The sequence below is a fragment of the uncultured Chryseobacterium sp. genome, assembly GCF_936933875.1.
GTDB lineage: Bacteria > Bacteroidota > Bacteroidia > Flavobacteriales > Weeksellaceae > CAKZIK01.
On record NZ_CAKZIK010000058.1, the window covers coordinates 1 to 18,648 of the forward strand.

19 protein-coding genes are annotated in these 18,648 nt (G+C 36.3%); 5 read left to right on the top strand and 14 right to left on the bottom strand.

Features of this window, described 5'->3' with window-relative positions:
• Positions 1–326 precede the first annotated feature (326 nt).
• Positions 327–1,388 carry a WYL domain-containing protein gene (locus tag Q0252_RS08335; RefSeq protein WP_297985281.1) on the bottom strand — a complete coding sequence of 354 codons (1,062 nt, stop codon included), beginning with the start codon at positions 1,386–1,388 and terminating at the stop codon, positions 327–329.
• Positions 1,389–1,488: 100 nt separating this feature from the next.
• On the opposite strand from Q0252_RS08335, the gene fumC reads away from it, so the two are divergent.
• Positions 1,489–2,871, top strand: a complete 1,383-nt coding sequence (fumC, locus tag Q0252_RS08340) for a class II fumarate hydratase (protein ID WP_297985283.1) — start codon at positions 1,489–1,491, stop codon at positions 2,869–2,871.
• Positions 2,872–2,913: 42 nt separating this feature from the next.
• On the opposite strand, the gene recN is transcribed toward fumC, so the two are convergent.
• The 6 genes from recN to Q0252_RS08370 all read right to left on the bottom strand — a co-directional run bounded on the left by recN (position 2,914) and on the right by Q0252_RS08370 (position 8,976).
• A complete protein-coding gene (gene recN, locus Q0252_RS08345; RefSeq protein ID WP_297985284.1) occupies positions 2,914–4,563 on the bottom strand; it encodes a DNA repair protein RecN in 1,650 nt (549 codons plus the stop codon).
• 68 nt (positions 4,564–4,631) lie between these two features.
• Positions 4,632–5,534, bottom strand: a complete 903-nt coding sequence (locus tag Q0252_RS08350; RefSeq protein WP_297985286.1) for a DUF4835 family protein — start codon at positions 5,532–5,534, stop codon at positions 4,632–4,634.
• 38 nt (positions 5,535–5,572) lie between these two features.
• Complete coding sequence (coaBC, locus tag Q0252_RS08355; RefSeq protein WP_297985288.1) at positions 5,573–6,772, bottom strand: bifunctional phosphopantothenoylcysteine decarboxylase/phosphopantothenate--cysteine ligase CoaBC; 1,200 nt, start codon at positions 6,770–6,772, stop codon at positions 5,573–5,575.
• 112 nt (positions 6,773–6,884) lie between these two features.
• Positions 6,885–7,208 (bottom strand): DNA-directed RNA polymerase subunit omega, encoded by a 324-nt coding sequence (locus Q0252_RS08360; protein WP_297985289.1) that lies wholly within the window; start codon positions 7,206–7,208, stop codon positions 6,885–6,887.
• A gap of 39 nt (positions 7,209–7,247) precedes the next feature.
• Positions 7,248–8,246, bottom strand: coding sequence for an outer membrane protein assembly factor BamD (gene bamD, locus Q0252_RS08365; RefSeq protein ID WP_297985290.1), 999 nt, complete (start codon positions 8,244–8,246; stop codon positions 7,248–7,250).
• A gap of 97 nt (positions 8,247–8,343) precedes the next feature.
• Complete coding sequence (locus Q0252_RS08370; RefSeq protein WP_297985291.1) at positions 8,344–8,976, bottom strand: TetR/AcrR family transcriptional regulator; 633 nt, start codon at positions 8,974–8,976, stop codon at positions 8,344–8,346.
• A gap of 91 nt (positions 8,977–9,067) precedes the next feature.
• On the opposite strand from Q0252_RS08370, the gene Q0252_RS08375 reads away from it, so the two are divergent.
• From Q0252_RS08375 to Q0252_RS08390, 4 genes are all read left to right on the top strand, one after another.
• On the top strand, positions 9,068–9,697 hold the full coding sequence (locus Q0252_RS08375) for a TatD family hydrolase (protein WP_297985293.1): 630 nt from the start codon (positions 9,068–9,070) through the stop codon (positions 9,695–9,697).
• 2 nt (positions 9,698–9,699) lie between these two features.
• A complete protein-coding gene (locus tag Q0252_RS08380; RefSeq protein ID WP_297985295.1) occupies positions 9,700–10,431 on the top strand; it encodes a tRNA threonylcarbamoyladenosine dehydratase in 732 nt (243 codons plus the stop codon).
• Positions 10,424–10,804, top strand: a complete 381-nt coding sequence (gene rnpA, locus Q0252_RS08385; RefSeq protein ID WP_297985296.1) for a ribonuclease P protein component — start codon at positions 10,424–10,426, stop codon at positions 10,802–10,804. The genes Q0252_RS08380 and rnpA overlap by 8 nt, the downstream gene beginning before the upstream one ends.
• 65 nt (positions 10,805–10,869) lie before the next feature.
• The gene (locus Q0252_RS08390; RefSeq protein ID WP_297985297.1) at positions 10,870–11,517 is read left to right on the top strand and encodes a DUF4126 domain-containing protein; all 648 of its coding nucleotides are present in this window, start codon (positions 10,870–10,872) and stop codon (positions 11,515–11,517) included.
• 58 nt (positions 11,518–11,575) lie between these two features.
• On the opposite strand, the gene Q0252_RS08395 is transcribed toward Q0252_RS08390, so the two are convergent.
• The 7 genes from Q0252_RS08395 to Q0252_RS08425 form a co-directional block, all read right to left on the bottom strand.
• Positions 11,576–13,255, bottom strand: a complete 1,680-nt coding sequence (locus tag Q0252_RS08395) for a hypothetical protein (RefSeq protein ID WP_297985299.1) — start codon at positions 13,253–13,255, stop codon at positions 11,576–11,578.
• A gap of 1 nt (position 13,256) precedes the next feature.
• Positions 13,257–13,790 carry an LptE family protein gene (locus tag Q0252_RS08400; protein WP_297985344.1) on the bottom strand — a complete coding sequence of 178 codons (534 nt, stop codon included), beginning with the start codon at positions 13,788–13,790 and terminating at the stop codon, positions 13,257–13,259.
• Complete coding sequence (locus Q0252_RS08405; protein WP_297985300.1) at positions 13,780–14,466, bottom strand: hypothetical protein; 687 nt, start codon at positions 14,464–14,466, stop codon at positions 13,780–13,782. The genes Q0252_RS08400 and Q0252_RS08405 overlap by 11 nt, the downstream gene beginning before the upstream one ends.
• On the bottom strand, positions 14,466–15,749 hold the full coding sequence (locus tag Q0252_RS08410) for a sigma-54-dependent Fis family transcriptional regulator (RefSeq protein WP_297985302.1): 1,284 nt from the start codon (positions 15,747–15,749) through the stop codon (positions 14,466–14,468). Before Q0252_RS08410 ends, Q0252_RS08405 begins: the two co-directional genes overlap by 1 nt.
• A gap of 105 nt (positions 15,750–15,854) precedes the next feature.
• Positions 15,855–17,291, bottom strand: a complete 1,437-nt coding sequence (gene miaB / locus Q0252_RS08415) for a tRNA (N6-isopentenyl adenosine(37)-C2)-methylthiotransferase MiaB (protein WP_297985304.1) — start codon at positions 17,289–17,291, stop codon at positions 15,855–15,857.
• 114 nt (positions 17,292–17,405) lie between these two features.
• Complete coding sequence (locus tag Q0252_RS08420) at positions 17,406–18,116, bottom strand: hypothetical protein (protein ID WP_297985306.1); 711 nt, start codon at positions 18,114–18,116, stop codon at positions 17,406–17,408.
• A 4-nt stretch (positions 18,117–18,120) separates the two neighbouring features.
• Entirely contained in the window at positions 18,121–18,606 is a 486-nt protein-coding gene (locus Q0252_RS08425; protein ID WP_297985308.1) for a hypothetical protein, read from the bottom strand.
• Between the last annotated feature and the right edge of the window lie 42 nt (positions 18,607–18,648).

Consider the following 18,648-nt stretch of genomic DNA (forward strand, 5'->3'; position numbering starts at 1 on the left):
ATAGAAAGTTTCAAAATTGAACATACTTGATCACGAAGTTTTTTATCATTATTTCTTCGCTCATCTCTTAATGCATAACCTTTGTAACCAGGAATAAATCGTCCTAGTTTATCCAAAACATTCCGCTTTCTATTTGCAGTATTGTCCATTTAAAAAAATTACCTTGAGATTACTTAACACAAACTTAACACAATCCTCTGTCAAATTCTGTCAATCACCTCGCGCAAAAAAAGCGAGAACTCACATTCTCGCTCCATTTCATCACCTGTGTTTTAAAATAGAAAATTCAAAGATACCGATTTGTTCTGCCAAATTCTGTCAATCACCTACTCCTTCCGGAAAGAATTGTTGGAAACAAGTGGTTTTTCGGTTTCAATATCATTTACTACTTCTTTATATTTCGCCAAAACAAGTTCCTGCAAAAGTGGCGGCTTAATGACGCGCACATTGCTCATCCACTGAAAAATCCAGCCCACCAATTCGCGGTTGATCCCGCAATTCATCTTCATTAAATAATTGCCGTTTTTCTGTTGCTCGAATTTTTGATTGCCGTGCCAGAAATGGTGTTTCACAAATGTTCCGGTGGCTTCTGTAAACTCAATTTCGATATCATAAACCTCGTCGTTGATGTTCTCCGTAATTCCAAAACGCCTGATCATTTTTTCGGCCAAAACCTTCAACAATTTCTTGGAATTGAAGGAGTCGTTGGTCAGTTTATATTCCATAATCTGTTCCAAAGCCAAAACCAACAATTTTTTGTTTTCTTTGATGAAACCTGCAATGTGAACCACTCCGCGATGATAAAGCAACTGCATCCGAAGGAAAAGAACAGGATATTTCACCGATTTGGCGATGGAAGTATAATCGTGAACAAATTTTTTCAGCGCAATTTCTTTTTGATTTTGAACTGCCCAAATCATATCGTTCAAAATTTTCAGATAAGCGTCCGAATCTGCGGTTTCATAAAATTTGGAACTTTTGATTTGTTGATCCGCTTCCGCCATAAAATTAACGAACCGGCTTTTGCTTTGGGTTTTGTAGAAAATCGATTCAATGTTTTCCAATGATTTTTTACGACTTACCGTCACAGGAAATGGAACAAAATTTTTTAGCAAAATATAACTGTTGATATCAAACTCATCGAGTTTTTCGTTGGTGGAATCGTATTCAAGCCGCCACGTTTTCTTGTTCTTTTCACCGAATTGAACCTCAATTTTTTCGCCTTCCAGAAGCACAGAATTTTCAAGGCTTTTCAAATCCCGATAAAAAGTTCGCTCGGAAAATTTCAGATCATTTTTCACTGCCCAGTTTTTGATGACTTCAATAGTGACCGGACCTCGTTTCAGACGGCCATAAATTTTCATTAATCTTTCAGACTTTGTGGGCATTGTGCATTTATTAAAAATGAAAAATACAAAAAAGTTCTTTATGAGCGCTCTTAAGGAAAATTTTAAATCCGTAACTTTAGGATTCTAAAAATTTAAAAAGATGAAATTCCGTACAGAACACGACACCATGGGCGAAGTCCAGGTTCCCGCTGATAAATTTTGGGGCGCACAAACCGAGCGTTCGCGCAATAATTTTAAAATCGGACCCGAAGCTTCGATGCCCCACGAAATTATTGAAGCTTTTGCTATTCTGAAAAAAGCGGCAGCTTTTACAAACGCAGATTTAGGTGTTCTTTCTTCAGAAAAAAGAGACATGATTGCAAAAGTTTGTGATGAAATTCTAGCAGGAAAACTTAATGACCAGTTTCCGCTCGTTATTTGGCAAACCGGAAGTGGAACCCAAAGCAACATGAATGTAAACGAAGTGATTTCGAACCGAGCTCACGTAAATAAAGGTGGTATTTTAGGAGAAAAATCTGAAATTCATCCGAATGACGACGTTAATAAATCCCAAAGTTCAAACGATACTTTTCCTACTGCGATGCATATCGCAGCCTACAAAAAAGTTGTTGAACTAACGATTCCTGCGGTTGAAAAACTGAGAGATACTTTGTCCGAAAAATCGCAAAAATTTGAAAAGGTGGTGAAGATTGGAAGAACGCATTTGATGGACGCAACACCTTTAACTTTAGGACAGGAATTTTCAGGATATGTTGCTCAACTAAATTTTTCGTTGAAGGCAATAAAAAACACTTTGCCGCATCTTTCTGAACTGGCTTTAGGCGGAACCGCGGTTGGAACCGGACTCAACACTCCGCAAGGTTATGATATGTTGGTTGCCAAATATATTGCTGATTTTACGGGAATTCCATTCGTTACCGCTGAAAATAAATTTGAAGCTTTAGCTGCTCATGACGCGATTGTGGAAACTCATGGCGCCTTGAAACAATTGGCTGTTGCGCTTTACAAAATCGCACAGGATATTCGGCTTTTGGCTTCCGGTCCTCGCTCCGGAATTGGTGAAATCTTTATTCCCGAAAACGAACCCGGCTCTTCGATAATGCCAGGAAAAGTGAATCCTACACAAAATGAAGCTATGACGATGGTTTGTGCCCAGGTTTTAGGAAACGACACTACCATTTCTTTTGCAGGAACACAGGGAAATTTTGAACTGAATGTTTTTAAACCGGTAATGGCGTATAATTTTTTACAGTCGGCGCAGTTGTTGGGTGATGCGTGTATTTCTTTCAACGACCATTGCGCAGTTGGAATTGAAGCCAATGAACCAAGAATTAAAGAGTTGCTTGAGAAATCCCTAATGTTGGTGACCGCTCTGAACCCTCACATCGGTTACGAAAACGCCGCAAAAATTGCAAAAACCGCCCATAAAAACGGAACAACCTTAAAAGAGGAAGCAATTAATCTCGGTCTTTTGACAGCAGAACAGTTTGATGAATGGGTAAAACCGGCAGATATGGTGTAGAATGATGTTGGATAATGGAGGGAAAATCTTTATCAAGAAACATTATTTCATCAATTCTTCGGCCTGTTTCATAGCGGCATCTGTAATTTTTGAGCCGGAAAGCAACTGTGCAATTTCCTGGAGTTTTTCGTCGGAATCGAGTGGAATAATATTCGATTGTGTTTTTCCAGAAATATCTTGCTTTACCACTTTGTAGTTATTATCGCCTTTTGCAGCGACTTGCGCCAAATGTGTGATGACAATGAGTTGCATATTTTGGGACATTTCACGCATCACATTTCCAATTTCCTCAGCAACTTTTCCAGAAACACCTGTATCAATTTCATCCAGAATTAAAGTAGGAAGTTCGGAGTTTTCAGCCATGATTTTTTTCACCGCCAACATCACACGACTTCTTTCTCCACCCGAAATGGCAGACTGAATTGGTTTTAAAGGAAAGCCAGAGTTTGCTTGAAATAAAATTTCAACATTTTCTTTTCCGAAATTGTTAAAGGTTTTTGCTTCTGAAAGCTGAACTTCAATTTTTGCTTTTTCTAAACCAAGCTGTTTCAGCAAGGTTTCGATGTTTTTTGTGAAAACAGGTGCAGATTTCTTTCGGTTGGATGAAAGCTTTGATGAAAGTTTATCTAAATTTTCTTCAGCTTTTAAAATCTCTTTTTCAGTTTCGGCAATATAATTTTCAAGTTCTGAAAAACCACTTTGTTCGCCGGAAATTTCATCACGAATTTGAATTAAATCGTCAACGGAATTTACATTATGTTTTAAGAATAATGTATTGATTTTATTCAATTTAGCGTTCAACTGTTCTAAAAGTTCAGGATCAATTTCTATTTTTTCCGCTTCATTTTGAAGTTCAAAAATAACATCCTTCAATTCCAAGAAATTAGTTTCGAATCTTTCATTAATCGCTGAAAAAACATGAGAAAGTTCTGCAACCTTTGAAAGATTAGTTCTGATTTCATTCAGCCCTTCCAAAACACCGATTTCTTCAGCATCGAAACGCTGAAAAACCGCCGAAAGTTTTTCCAAAATTCCACCAGAATTTTCCTGAAGAGAAAGCTGAGTCTGAATTTCTTCCAAGTCAACGTTATCCAACTCTGCTTCTTCAAGTTCATTCAACAAGAAAAGTTTGTAATCCGATTCTTTGTTGCCTTGAGAAAGTTTGGCTTTTAAGTCTACTAGTTTTTTCTGTAAAGATTTAAATTCAGAAAAAGCAATTTGGTAATTGATAATCAGCGTTTTATTATCACTTAATCCATCAATGATTTTAAACTGATATTCTTCGTTGAATAAATTTGAAGTTTCAAACTGGGAATGTATATCAATGAGATTTGAAGACAGTTCTTTGATGACATCCAATGTTGCGGGAACATCATTGACGAAAGCCCGGGATTTTCCGGTAGGTAAAAGTTCCCTTCTGATGATGGTGTTTTCTTCGAAATCCAAATCGTTTGCCTCAAAAAAAGATTTCAAATTTTCAGAAACATTAAATTCTGCTTCAACAACGCTTTTGCTTTCAGAATTCTGCACCGATTTTACGTCTGCTCTTTCACCCAAAATAAGACGTAAAGCGCCCAAAATAATAGATTTTCCGGCACCGGTTTCTCCGGTAATCACCTGAAGTCCTTTATTCAGATTGATTTCCAGGGAGTCGATTAAGGCAAAATTTTGTATGAAAATTCGGTTCAGCATCCATTAAAAAACTTTAAGCAAAGGCTTAAAGTTTTACAAAAATATCGGTTAATACTTTATTCTACAAATTATTTCCACTTATTCCACTTGCTGTCGGAATCTTTTGGAGAAATGGTGTTCATGAGGGTTTTTAAATCATTGATATTGATTCCCGCATTATTACCGTTATGGAAAATTTCGAAAATCTCGTTCTTTTTTGTATCCAGAAACACATTGAAAGGATAATTCATCTGAAAATTGTTTTCATAAAATTTCAACTTCATTACCGATTCGTAAATATTTCTCTTTGCCGGAAGCGGGTCTTGCTTTGCAAGATTATCCATTCCGGTTCTGTGATAGGTGTAATAAACGTTTCGTAGCGTACTATTTTCGGGCTTTAAAATATTGTCGATTAGATTAGCTCTCGTTCTTGGTCCTTCTACAACAGACCAACCACTAAATCTTTGGTTCTGGGAATTCTGGGAAATTTTTTGTGCTTTTTCAAACCATTCTTGTCCTCCGTTAGCTTTAAAACTGTCGCCGTCGTAACCTAAAATGGTGTACACATAAAAACTGACAACATCAATTAAATTCTTCCCGGAAAACTGTCTTTCATTAAAAGTGAGATTTTCATTTTCAGTATAATCAAACGAAAAATCGGTGTCATTAATGTTTAAAATTGGAGTTTCGTAGCTTGTTTGATAAACAGGACGAGATGCCTGAACGACAATTGAGGATTTGTACCTGCTGTTTCCCTCTTTACTGTTGATAACAATAGCGAAGTTGCACTTTATTTTTTCGAAATTCTGAAGTTTTTTACCGGTCCAGCTTGTATTATTGATGAAATCCTTCAGATTTTTTTCCAGCGTTTTATAAACCTGTGTATTGCTTCCGCCCAACTGACTGTAATTCACCTGAACATTCGCCAAAATCTCCTGCGAGTACGCCAATTGTGCGATGACAAGTAAAAACAGTGTAAAAATATGCTTCATTGTTTGTTATAAAATTGGAAAACGGAATTTTCGCGGAATTATTTCAGCTTCTCTTCAATAAAATCCAGGATGTCTTTTGCGACATCATCCTTGGATTTTAGGCTGAATTCTTTCTGCTCTGTTTTCGTCAAAATTTTTATTTTATTGGTATCACCTTTAAATCCTGCACCTTCGTCACGAAGCGAGTTCAGAACAATCATATCGAGGTTTTTCTTTTCGAGTTTTCCTTTGGCGTTTTCGTCCTCATTCTGAGTTTCTAAGGCAAAACCAACTAAAAACTGTTTCGTTTTCTGTTGGCCCATTTTTTTCAGAATGTCCGGGTTTTTCACTAATTCCAAAGTCAAAGTATCATCATTTTTTTTGATTTTTTCCTTCGCTACTTCTTTTGGCGCATAATCTGCAACCGCTGCACTTGCAATGGCGATATCTGCGTTTTCATAATATTTGAAGACTTCATCCAACATACTTTTTGCCGATGTAACTCTGTGAAGTTCAATATTTTGATTTTTAATTTGTTGAGAACTTGGCCCTGAAACTAAAATGACTTTCGCTCCTCTTTTCGCCGCTTCTTCCGCAATGGAAAAACCCATTTTTCCGGATGAATGATTTCCGATAAAACGAACAGGATCAATGGCTTCATACGTTGGTCCCGCTGTAATTAAAACGGTTTTACCACGTAGATTTTTCGAAGGATTTTTTCCAAAAAAATCATTGATATAATTGAAAATTGTTTCAGGTTCCGCCAATCTTCCTTCTCCAACCAAACCACTCGCCAATTCTCCTGTTTCCGCCGGAATAATCGTGTGACCGAAATCTTCAGCCAGTTCCAGATTTTGTCTTGTCGAAGGATGAGCGTACATATCCAAATCCATTGCAGGAGCAATGAAAACCGGACATTTTGCAGACATATACGTCGCAATAACCAAGTTATCACAGATTCCGTGAACCATTTTAGCCAACGTGTTCGCAGTACAAGGTGCCACCAAAATTACGTCTGCCCAAAGTGCGAGATCAACGTGATTGTTCCACGTTCCGTTTTCTTTAAAAAGTTCTGTGTAAACTTCGTTTTTGGAAAGGGTAGAAAGCGTTAGTTTCGTTACAAAATTTTCTGCAGCCGGGGTTAAAATTACTTTTACTTCCGCACCGGATTTAATGAAATCTCTTACCAAAGAGTTCATTTTATAAGCAGCAATTCCGCCACTTATCATCAGCAAAATTTTTTTTCCCTGCACACTCATGAGTTGAAAATTTTTAAACTTAACGAAAATACTGAAATGTTTTAAAAACAACAAAAGTCACAAATGAATAATTCCTTTGCGACTTTCGTTTATTTAAAAACACAAACTGTTCTTATTTGTTGTCTTCAGTTTTTCTGAAGTAAATCTCATCGTTCAACCATTCTTCAATAGCAATTGAAGTTGGTTTTGGAAGTTTTTCGTAGTGTTTTGAAATTTCAATTTGCTCTCTGTTTTCGAAAACTTCTTCCAAAGTAGAGTTATGTACTGCAAATTCATCCAGTTTTCCGTGCAGTTCGCTGCGGATTTCTGCGTTGATTTGCTCTGCTCTTTTACCCATGATAACGATTGCTTCGTAGATAGAGCCTACTTTTTCTTCGATTTTATCTTTGTCGTAAGTGATGGTGCTTACTTCTGCTTTTGTATCTTTTACACTCATTTTCAGTGGATTGTTTTAAATTATGGGTTGCAAATTTAGTTAATTTCTTTTAATCTTGAAAGTCGCAGCAGGTTCCGGTGTTACAGCAGCCGCACTATCGCGTTTTGCATCAAATTCTTTTACTTCAGAAGTTTTTGCATCCTGCTCTCCTTTCTTCTGCTTTTCTTTCGCGTCAAGTTTCGCTAATTCAGCATTTTGCTTGGCTGCGATTTTCGCTTTTTGTTCTTCAACCTGAACTTTTACTTTCTCGAAACGTGCTTTTTCAGATTCCAATTTTCCTCTTAAATCCAAAGCATTTTTAGAATATTCTGTTGAAGGAAGTTCTTTTTCCACAAATCTGGAGTAAGCCAAAGCATTTTCAATTCTTTCAGCTTTCAAATCATAAACAGAATTCATTGCCAGTTCGTATCTGGATTTCATGATGTAATCATAAATTCTTGGACGAAGCTTTGTCGCAGGGAAATCTTCCAAAACATTTTCGAAAGCAACGTTTGATGCTTTATACTCAGCCATTTTGAAGTACTGTTTAGCATTTTCAAAAGCCTTAGTTTCAAGCTTTGTAGAAAGTTCGTCGATGAGCTGACTGATATTTTTTGATCTTTCAGAATTTGGATAATTGTTCAAAAAGTTCTGAAGTTCGTTGATGGCAGATTCGGTACTTGTCTGATCAAGATTGTAATCCATAGAACCTTCATAATAGCACAATGCTGACATGTACGCCGCTTCTTCAGCTCTCGGATCTTCCGGGAAGGTTACCGAAAAATTTTTGAAGTGATGACCTGCAACTTTGTACTGCTTATCGTAATAATTAGCATACGCCGTGTTGAAAATTACGGTTTTTGCATCATCGGTTCCAGCTACAAGATTTGGAAGTCTTTCGTACAAAGCAATCGCCTGTTGCCATTTTTTCTGTGCAAAATATTCGTTTGCGGTTTCTAATATAAATGCTTTATCAGCACTTTTCATGGCTACATCATACTTCTTGTTACAAGCCGTCATAAGAAGCAACAACACCAATACTGTTAACGTTTTTTTCATAAATTCTCCTGAAAAGCAGATTGCCCGCTTTATTTTCAATTTGCAAAAATAAAATTTTTTTGCCAAAAGAAACTATTTTATGATACTTTAACGCAGTTTAAACTTCAACAGTATACCCTAAAAGCGAAAAAATGGTTTGATAAAGTGTTCCCCGGATTTTCAACTCTGCATTTTGCATGTATTTTTCTTCGGAAGAATTCGGCAAATAATTTTCGTAAAATTTCTTATTTCTGATAATAAAAAGCGCGGAACCAATAACCATCGTCAATACATCTTCTGCTTTTGGAGCATAGCTGAAAACACCTGAAGCAACGCCTTTTTTGATGATTTCATCAATTTTTTCGACAGCAGTACTGTAAAACTCCAGTAATTCATCCTTCACAATTTCTGTATGACGAATTTCCTGACGCACAAATCCATGGAAATAATTATAGCGAAACATTTGGTTCACGATAAATTTGATAACTTCCTTCATCTGCATTTCCGCTTTTCCATCTTTGATGGTATGTGCAAACTCCGAAAAATTTTCGCGCGTACGTAAAACACGGTACTGGTAAAGGTAAGCGAGCATTTTTTCCTTTGAACCGAAGTAATAAGAAATCATCGCGACATTAATATTCGCTTTGCTGGAAATATCCCGAACTGATGTACCTTCAAAACCCTTTTTTGCAATAAGTTCTTCAGCAACATCTAGGATTTTGATTTGCTTTTCTGTAAAATTCCTTTTCATCGTTTATTTTTTCTGTTGGTTAAAGTTAACATTTCTTTAACAAATAAACAAGTGTTTAAGTAAGAAATCGATTTTTTGTTTAATTTTGAATATGCTTTGCTTTGATTTCCACCACCACGATTCAGAAAAAAAATTCGGAATTTACAATCTCGCGTTTAATGAAAACGTGCCCGATTTTTATTTCTCAGCCGGAATTCATCCCAATGAAATTGAAGTGAATTTGGAAGAAAAATTTTTGTGGTTGAAAGAAATTTTAAAACAAAAAAATTGCGTTGCCATTGGAGAATGTGGATTGGATGGTTTGCTTGAAACCGATGAAAAACTACAACATGAAGTCTTCGCAAAACAGATTGAAATCGCAAATGAAATCAACAAACCCATGATTATTCATTGTGTAAAAAGGTTTTCAGCGTTAATTCCTTATCGCAAAAAATCGAAGGTTCAAATGATTGTTCATGGATTTAATAAAAAGGAAACTATTGGCAAGGAGTTACTCAGGCATGACTTTTACCTGAGTTTTGGGAAATCAATTCTGCAAAATGTACCTTTGCAGGAATTTCTGGGCAATGTTCCGATGGAAAAAATCTTTCTTGAAACGGACAATTCAGGTTTAAATATTGAAGAAATTTACCAGAAAGTTTCAGAAATAAAAAACATAAAAATTGAAGATCTACAGCAAAAAATTGCTGAAAATCTTCAAAAAATTCAAATTTCAGTATAAAAATGGAGAAAAAGTGGCTTGAACGCACCGAGCTTCTTATCAAAGAAAAAGGTCTTGAAAAATTACAGAATGCCAACATTTTAGTGATTGGTTTAGGCGGTGTCGGTTCTTTCGCAGCTGAATTTTTAGCAAGAGCCGGCGTTGGAAAAATGACGATTGTTGATGGTGATACTGTGGATATTACTAATATTAACCGACAACTTCCTGCACTTCATTCTACCATCGGAAAGCATAAAGTAGAAGTGGTTTCTGAAAGATTGATGGACATTAATCCTGAATTGAAACTTATATCCATCAACGCTTTTCTGAACCCTGAAAATATGGCTGAAATTCTTGATGGCGAAAAATTCGATTATGTTTTGGACTGTATCGACAGTGTTACGCCAAAAATCACATTGATTAAAGAAGCCAGAAAAAGAAAAATAAAACTCGTAAGTTCCATGGGAGCCGGTGGAAAAACCGACCCAAGCAAAGTAATGGTTCGTGATATCAGTAAAACGCACAACTGTTTTTTAGCGAGACAAATCCGAAAAAGACTCAAAAAAGAGAAAATCAACAAAGGTTTTCGCTGTGTTTTTTCCAATGAAATCCAAAATGAAGAAAGTTTGAAAATGACGGACGGAAAAAATTTCAAAAGGTCTTTTTACGGAACCATTTCCTATATTCCTGCTATTTTTGGGCTTTACGCAGCAGCTGAAGTCATTAATTATCTCGTGAAAAAATCCGATGACTGATTTTAAATTTCCACGCGAACAAAAACTCAAAAGCAAATCCGAAATTTCGCTTCTTTTCGAAAAGGGAAAGTGGATGACGTGTGGAAATCTCCGAATTATTTCTTTGGATTTGGATAAAAAACCACAGGAAAATATTTCCGTTCAGAACCAGAAAATTGGCGTTTCGGTTTCCAAAAAATATTTCAAAAAAGCGGTGGACAGAAACCGCATTAAAAGATTACTTCGTGAAGCTTACCGAATGAATAAGGAAATATTCACAGAAAAATTCGGAACACATTCATTATCAATGCTTTTTTGGGTTTCAAAAGAAATGCCCGAAAAGTGCCAGAACATCGAAACAGATTTCCTAAACCTCTGTAAACCAAAAAATTAAATTTTAACATTTATTAGCACAGTTTTTGTAAATTAGTGTTCGAATAAACTATAAATCAATTCAAAATGTTAGATAACATTCCTTATTTACCGTACGCCATTAGTGCATTTATCGGTATTGGACTTGCTGCAGCTTCAGGTTTCAGAGTATTTCTGCCGATGTTTGCCGTAAGTTTAGCTTCTTATATGGGTTGGATTCCGATGAACGAAAGTTTTCAATGGCTAGCCGGACTTCCAACTTTGATTACTACAGGAATTGCAACGGTTGTAGAAATTTTGGCGTATTACATTCCTTATGTGGACCATTTACTCGACACGCTTTCGGTCCCATTAGCAACTGTTGCCGGTTCTGTTATGTTTGCAAGTCAGTTCACCGATTTGGGAACTTTTCCAACGTGGGCTTTAGCCTTAATTGCGGGAGGTGGAACTGCAGCTGCGATTAGCTCCGGATTTGCAGGAACTCGAGCAGCATCTACTGCGACAACCGGAGGTTTAGGAAATTCCGTAGTCGCAACTACTGAAACTGCAGGAGCAGGAATTATGTCGGTTTTGGCTTTAGCTGCACCTGTAATTGCTGCGATTGCCGCCATCATTTTAGTGATAGTTGTGATTGTTTTGGGCAGAAAAATTTGGAACAAATTCAAGAAATTTAATACCTCAGCTCCATCTAAAACAATTGATGTGGAAGCAGTAGATTCGAAGTATATTGAATAGCATCGAATAAAATTAAATAAATAAACAAAACCCTTCAGAAGATTCTGAAGAGTTTTGTTTATTTATTTTGTCTCAATTCTTTAATTTCCTTAATTCTTTCTTTAAAAGTTTCAGCTTTTTCGGGATGTTTTGAAGAAAGGGTTTCGTAGGCTTTAATAGCTTTGGTGTAGAGCTTTTGTTCTACATATAATTTTGCCAAAGTTTCCGTCATTAAGTGCGAAATATCGTCGGCTTTTTCTTTCACAACAAACTGATTATCTTCTTTCAGTTTTGAAATTTTAGGTTCCTTTTCGATGAAAGTTTCAATGGCCTTGGTTTTGATTTCCTCTTTTGTTTCTTCTTCGGAAACTTCATCTTTTACTTCCCTAATTTCTTCGACTTTGGGTTGGGACCTGTCGATTTTCAACCAACTTTGCCAAGTGTTGATAAAGCCCGGAACATTACTTTCAGGCTCTGTTTTTTGTATTTCCTGTTTCGGCTCTTCTTTTGTTTCAGACGTTTCAATAGGAGCAACGTTTTGTGTGAAGAAGGAAATATTCATCGCAGGTTTTTCATCCGTTTTTACTGCAGAAACTTCTGAAGTTTTTGGTTCTTCCTTAATTTCTGAAGCTTCTACCTTTTCAACTTTCACAGTTTCCGGTTTTAAAATTAAAGAATCCGGTGTATTTCCACCGAAACTCATTGGTTTCCAGGAAGTATTGACAGTTGTTGGTTCCGATTCAGAAGTTTTAATTTCTTGTTGAGTTATCTCTCCTTTTTCGCTGACAACTTCTGTTTTTACCGCTTCTTCAATTTTTTCTTCCGGTTTTGGAAATTTAAAATCGTGGGTTTCCGCAAAATTGATTTCAGTATTTAAAGGCGTGATTTCCTCTTTTTCAATTACTTTAATTTCTTTTTTAGAAGCTTTCATTTTGGCTTCCACTTCCGCAATCAGTCGCTTCATTTCCTCTTCATGACGGTTAACCTGAGGTTTTGGAGCTGTAAAATTTGGCGTAACTGGAGCTGCAGCAATTTTTACTTCCGGCATAAAATCTTCCGTTCCGTGGAAACTTACTTCAGCTGAATTTTCAACAACAGGTTCTTCAGTTTTGATTTCATCTACGTTGATGACAGTTTCTTTGCTTAAATTTTCAGCTTCGGGAATTTCTTCAAATGTTAGTTCTTCAGATTTTACTTCCTCTACCTTTTCAGTTTCTACAACTTCCTGAATTTCCGCTTTCTGCGTTACAATCGTTCCAGATTCCAATGTTTGGTTCAAATCTATTTTTTCTGTTTTTTGATTCAGAAAATCTTCTTCACCTTCAAACAAAATTCGGTTCAGTTCTCCATTAATATAAACCGGTTTTGGTGGCTCAAATTCCCTCAACTGAATGTCATTGTAAACTGGCTGTGATGTTTCAACAGCGGAAGTAATTTCAGGTTTCTTTTCTGAAATTTCATACTTCATTTCAACTTTTTCAGGCTGAACTTCTTCCACTTCATATTTAGATTCAACCAAAACTTTAGGCTGAATTTTATTGATAAACTGATATAAAATTTTCTTATCCGTTGTATAAGCTGCCGTTCTCGAAAGTTCCTGCTGATAATTTTCTGGCAAAAACTGATGCGTTCCGTAAAGATATAATGCTCTGATGTTCTGGATATAAGGTTGCTTTTGAATTTCCGCATTCAGCAAATTCAAATCTTCATTTCGGATTAAATCCGGGTTTTTCAGCAATTCTAAAACTCTTGCGTTCATCTTACCAATTGGCTACAATATCGTTAAAAATCTTGTTGATAATTCTTTCGTTCACAATTTTTACCTGCGAAGCTTCAATGGCATTAATATCCAAATCGCTGCTGAAAGCCGCTTCATCAGAATACGTTCTGTCGAAACTTTCGTCGGGATATCTTGCGTTTTCGTAATGAACTTTTACGGTAATCGTCAGTTTGTTTTGCGCAGCCTGAATGGTTCCACCTGCAGCGTTCACGGGACTAGAAATGGTTGTTGGAGAAATCGTGTAATCTGTAATTTCGCCTTCAATAAAAATGTCTGGTTTTTCCGTAGTTCCCTTCAAAGTGGTACGCTGAAATTTATTCTGAATATCAATAAAAAACTGCTGCGCCAAAGTTGGATTCACCAAAGGAGCGTTATTGACAAATTCTTTAATCTGAAAAGTTTTCACATCTTCCTTCAAAGAAGAACCAGTGAAAGAATAACATGATTTCAACAAAAAACCTGCTGAAATAATGATTAAAAAACTAAAAATATTTCTGAAAATATTATGCTTCATTCCTAACTCCAATTTCTTTAATTTCATCGTCTTCCAACTGTTTAAAAGCATCCTCGTAAGCAAAATAATTGCTCACATACGCGAAAGGCATGGTTACAATTAACCCGATAAAACACGCTAGGATACCAAGTTGTGCAAGGAAACTTACGACAATTACAAAAAGTAAAATGTTCATAAAATTTCCCTTCGTCATGATGTTGGACATGTTCCACGCGGTTTTTAGATCCTGAACTTTTCTCAACGAGATTAATCCCGGAATATAAAACGCTTTTACCAAAAACCAAAAAACAACAGCCATCATAGCCAATGCTAAAACGACAACTGCAACTCCAAAAGCAGGACTTGGTTCTCCATCTCCATTAGCAATAGACATTACAATCATAGGAATGTAAAACGGTAAAATACAGGCAATTAAAACAAGTTGCGCCAAAAGATACGGCACGAAATCATCAAAATTGAAAATTTCTGAAGGCGAAGTTGGTTCTCCGTAATATACTTTTCTGCAATATTTATAAAAATTTCCAATCGCCAAAAGTCCACACAAAGGGATAATGGACATAATAATTACAAAAATGTAGGCTACAATAAAGTTTCCTAAATCTTTTTTCATTAAATCGATGGCCTTGCTGATGTATTCGCCAAATTTAAAATCTACCGGTTTTACGTTAACTGTCATTACTCTTCTAGGTTATATTGTTTTATTTTTCGGTACAACGTTCTTTGGGAGATTCCCAATTCGTCTGCTGCACGGTTTCTTCTTCCTTTGTGCTTTTCGAGCGCTTTTAAAATGAGTTCACGCTCATTATTTTGCAATGATAAAGTTTCGGGTTTAGTTTCCTCCACTTCAATATCTTCGATATCATCAAAATCATCATCCATATTTGAAATGATGGTTGGATTCTGAACATTTCCTTCTTTTCCATTCTCAAAATACAATAGAGAATTTGGATTGGAAGGCTGCGTATCAGCATTGAAAACACGTCCGATTAAATCCTTTTCCTGATTGCTGAAATTGGAATTTCCGCGGTTTTTTATCAGTTCCGAAGTTAAGGATTTTAAATCATTCAAATCGCTTCGCATGTCGAAAAGGATTTTGTAAATAATTTCCCTTTCGGAATTGAATTCTGAATTTGAAATTCCACCTCCATTTCTTTGTACAACCGCCGGAAGATTGGTTTGCATCGGAATGTATTCCGCCAGTTTTGTAGAATTGACTTCACGGTTTTGCTCTACAACCGTCATTTGTTCTACCAAATTTCTGAGCTGACGAATATTTCCCGGAAAACTGTAATTTTCGAGATATTTTACCCCGTCTTCAGTAAGCTGAAGTTCGGGCATTCTGTATTTTTCAGCAAAATCGATTGCAAATTTTCTGAAGATTAAATGGATATCGCCACGTCTTTCTCTCAAAGGTGGCATGTCAATTTGAACGGTGTTTAATCGATAATATAAATCTTCGCGAAAACGGCCGTCGCTAATCGCATTCATCATGTTCACGTTGGTTGCAGCAACAATTCTCACATTCGTTTTCTGAATTTGTGAGGAACCCACTTTCATAAATTCTCCGCTTTCCAAAACTCTTAAAAGTCGAACCTGAGTTTGTAAAGGCAATTCACCAACTTCATCAAGGAAAATGGTTCCGCCGTCTGCAACTTCAAAATACCCTTTTCTCGTTGCAGTTGCTCCTGTAAAAGCTCCTTTTTCGTGACCGAAAAGTTCGGAATCAATCGTTCCTTCCGGAATTGCACCGCAGTTGACAACGATATATGGTTGATGTTTTCTTTTCGATTCAGCATGAATAATTTTCGGGATATGTTCTTTACCAACTCCGGATTCTCCGATAACAAGAACAGAAATATCAGTAGGTGCCACTTGTATGGCTTTTTCTATCGCCCGGTTTAAAGCGGGATAATTCCCGATAATGCCGAAGCGGTTTTTTATGGATTGTAGGTCTGTCATTTTTTTTAATGTGATAATATGGTGATGAGTTGAGACATTTAAAATTTTACTTTCAGACGATTTCGGATACAAATTACCTCATCGTCCTATCATCAAATTGTCTCATTAAGAAACCGTTTCCCCCAAAAGTGTTCCCTGCGTGTTTCCGTGGACGAAAACAGTGACAATGTCGCCAATTTTCTGTCCGTCTAGTTTATCGAAAACGCAAACGGCATTTTGGGAATTTCTACCTTTCCATTGGTTTTCGTTCTTTTTGGAAGTTCCTTCAATTAAAATTTCGTGGTTTCTACCAACGTAACCTGCCATTCTTTTTCTTGAAAGTTCGCCTTGCAATGCAATTACTTCCGCCAATCTCCTTTGTTTTACATCTGCAGGAACATCGTCTATCATTTTTATGTGAGCCGGAGTTCCCGGTCTTTCAGAATAAGCGAACATATAACCGTAATCGTACTCTACTTCTTTCATTAAAGAAAGTGTCAATTGATGATCTTCTTCCGTTTCGCCACAGAAACCTACGATCATATCCTGAGAAAAAGCAATTTCAGGAACGATTTGTTTGGCGTGATTAATCAGCGTTAAATACTCTTCACGAGTGTGTTGACGGTTCATTTTTTCAAGCATTTGGTCGCTTCCGCTTTGAACCGGTAAGTGAATGTATTTGCAAATATTATCGTGTTTCGCCATCACGCGGAACACATCTTCATTCATGTCATGCGGATTGGATGTTGAGAAACGGATGCGCATTTCCGGAACTTCATTCGCCACCATATCAAGAAGTTGTGCAAAATCGATTGCAGTTGCTTTCTGCATATCAGAAGCGTTTTTGAAATCTTTTTTCGCGCCGCCACCAAACCAAAGGTAAGAGTCTACATTTTGTCCAAGAAGCGTAATTTCCTTATAACCGTTGTTCCACAAATCTTTACATTCTTCAATGATGGAATGCGGATCACGGCTTCTTTCACGACCTCTTGTGAATGGAACAACGCAAAACGTACACATATTATCGCAACCACGAGTAATTGTGACGAAAGCTGTAACGCCGTTTCCGCCCAAACGAACCGGATTGATGTCTGCATAAGTTTCTTCTTTGGAAAGAATTACGTTGATGGCATCTCTTCCATCTTCAGTTTCTTTCAGCAAATTCGGTAAATCTCTGTAAGCATCGGGACCAACAACCAAATCCACCAAATGTTCTTCTTCCAAAAATTTGGTTTTTAGACGTTCAGCCATACATCCTAAAACGCCAACTGTAAGATTCGGGTTTTCTTTTTTCTGATTTTTGAACTGAGAAAGACGCATTCTCACCGTTTGTTCTGCTTTTTCACGGATGGAACAGGTATTCAGCAAAATTAAATCTGCTTCTTTAACATCTAAAGTAGTGTTGTAGCCCTGTTCGTTCAGAATAGATGCAACAATCTCGGAATCAGAGAAGTTCATCTGACATCCGTAACTTTCAAGAAAGAGTTTTTTAGTATTTTCGGGCTTTTCAGCAATCGCAAAAGCTTCGCCCTGTTTGGTTTCGTCTATGTATTTTTCCTGCACGGTTTCGGTTTAAAGTTCCGAGTTCAAAGTTTAAGGTTTATCTCTGAACCCTGAACTTTTAACTTTGAACAAATTAGTGTGCAAAGATACAAATTTTTGTGCCAGAATGGCAGATTAATTTTTTGTTATTGTTGCTTTAATTGGCAGTTTAATCTTTGTAATTACAGGTGTATTTCTATATTTACCTGGTTCCCATTTTTCCTTTGTTTCAAGGCAACCCAAAATCATATTTGTAAAACTTTTGTTTCCATAATCAGGCTCTATAAAAATAAACTGAATTTCACCTTTTGTATTTATTTCAAAATTTACAGTAAATTCAATTTCAGTAAATTCAAAATCTCCGAAATCAAAACATTTTGAGAACTGTTGCTGAAATTCTTTTATTCCTCTATTTTTAAAAGAAGCTGATGTTAAAAAATTTTCTGCTTTGTAACCAGGGCTAAAATTATTTATCAAATCCGAGGGAGAAAAATAAAATTCAAAAAGTGCTTTCACTTTTTTACCATTAACTTCGGGAGCGTTCCATTTAGTTAGATATTTCAGAGATTTTTTTGCGATTTCAAATGCACAAAAATTACTTTCAACATACTGCGTATCAAACTCATGCACAAATTTTACGTTAGCATTTTCATCAACCAATACTTTCATTCGGTAAACCTCATCTGCATTGCTGCAAACTTTGATGCTGTCTTTTATAAGGCCATCATGTAAATCTTTATAAAGAGCCTCCATTCCTCCTTCGTAAGCGTTTTGGTTAGTTGGAAAACTATAATTAACCTGAGCTGTTAAAAAAAATGGTAAAAAGAAAAGTAATATATATTTCATAATCTTACAAATCAAAATTTTCGGTTCTAAAATTTACTCTTATTCTTAGTTTAGAATCCGTTGCGACACCGTTACAGGTTGCGGGAATCCACTTTTGTTTCATTTGTCCAAACATAAAATTGAGGTCGCGGTACAAAAGATCACCATTCTGAACTTCAGGTTTGAGCGTGAATTTATGAAGATTTCCGTTTTTATCAATATTTAAAACAAATTCGAAAGTTCCGTTTACAGAATAATTTCCCTGATTAATTGTTGATTTCAAAGCATTAAAAAGCATTTGTTTAAAAGCGCTTTCACCACCTGGAAACTGTGCATACTTAGCATTTTCGCACTTTAAGCGGTAAAATTCGAGAGGGTTATTTAAATCGAAAAAAAACTGTGCTCTCCCAAATTCGTTGCTGTTTTCTGTAATATCATTATCTTCAATAAGATACTGCGACTTTGCGAGAAAACCTACCATGAACAGAAGAATGAGAACTAAATTTTTCATTGTATAAAAATAAAAAAACTTCACGGTTTCGTGAAGTTTTAA

What these genes read in the sequence shown, in the direction of transcription:
- Q0252_RS08400 (WP_297985344.1), bottom strand. Translation starts at nt 13,790, where the DNA reads ATGAAGCATAATATTTTCAGAAATATTTTTAGTTTTTTAATCATTATT.
- Q0252_RS08405 (WP_297985300.1), bottom strand. Translation starts at nt 14,466, where the DNA reads ATGACAGTTAACGTAAAACCGGTAGATTTTAAATTTGGCGAATACATC.
- fumC (WP_297985283.1), top strand. Translation starts at nt 1,489, where the DNA reads ATGAAATTCCGTACAGAACACGACACCATGGGCGAAGTCCAGGTTCCC.
- rnpA (WP_297985296.1), top strand. Translation starts at nt 10,424, where the DNA reads ATGACTGATTTTAAATTTCCACGCGAACAAAAACTCAAAAGCAAATCC.
- Q0252_RS08390 (WP_297985297.1), top strand. Translation starts at nt 10,870, where the DNA reads ATGTTAGATAACATTCCTTATTTACCGTACGCCATTAGTGCATTTATC.
- Q0252_RS08335 (WP_297985281.1), bottom strand. Translation starts at nt 1,388, where the DNA reads ATGCCCACAAAGTCTGAAAGATTAATGAAAATTTATGGCCGTCTGAAA.
- Q0252_RS08350 (WP_297985286.1), bottom strand. Translation starts at nt 5,534, where the DNA reads ATGAAGCATATTTTTACACTGTTTTTACTTGTCATCGCACAATTGGCG.
- bamD (WP_297985290.1), bottom strand. Translation starts at nt 8,246, where the DNA reads ATGAAAAAAACGTTAACAGTATTGGTGTTGTTGCTTCTTATGACGGCT.
- recN (WP_297985284.1), bottom strand. Translation starts at nt 4,563, where the DNA reads ATGCTGAACCGAATTTTCATACAAAATTTTGCCTTAATCGACTCCCTG.
- Q0252_RS08375 (WP_297985293.1), top strand. Translation starts at nt 9,068, where the DNA reads ATGCTTTGCTTTGATTTCCACCACCACGATTCAGAAAAAAAATTCGGA.
- coaBC (WP_297985288.1), bottom strand. Translation starts at nt 6,772, where the DNA reads ATGAGTGTGCAGGGAAAAAAAATTTTGCTGATGATAAGTGGCGGAATT.
- Q0252_RS08370 (WP_297985291.1), bottom strand. Translation starts at nt 8,976, where the DNA reads ATGAAAAGGAATTTTACAGAAAAGCAAATCAAAATCCTAGATGTTGCT.
- Q0252_RS08360 (WP_297985289.1), bottom strand. Translation starts at nt 7,208, where the DNA reads ATGAGTGTAAAAGATACAAAAGCAGAAGTAAGCACCATCACTTACGAC.
- Q0252_RS08425 (WP_297985308.1), bottom strand. Translation starts at nt 18,606, where the DNA reads ATGAAAAATTTAGTTCTCATTCTTCTGTTCATGGTAGGTTTTCTCGCA.
- Q0252_RS08410 (WP_297985302.1), bottom strand. Translation starts at nt 15,749, where the DNA reads ATGACAGACCTACAATCCATAAAAAACCGCTTCGGCATTATCGGGAAT.
- Q0252_RS08420 (WP_297985306.1), bottom strand. Translation starts at nt 18,116, where the DNA reads ATGAAATATATATTACTTTTCTTTTTACCATTTTTTTTAACAGCTCAG.
- Q0252_RS08380 (WP_297985295.1), top strand. Translation starts at nt 9,700, where the DNA reads ATGGAGAAAAAGTGGCTTGAACGCACCGAGCTTCTTATCAAAGAAAAA.
- Q0252_RS08395 (WP_297985299.1), bottom strand. Translation starts at nt 13,255, where the DNA reads ATGAACGCAAGAGTTTTAGAATTGCTGAAAAACCCGGATTTAATCCGA.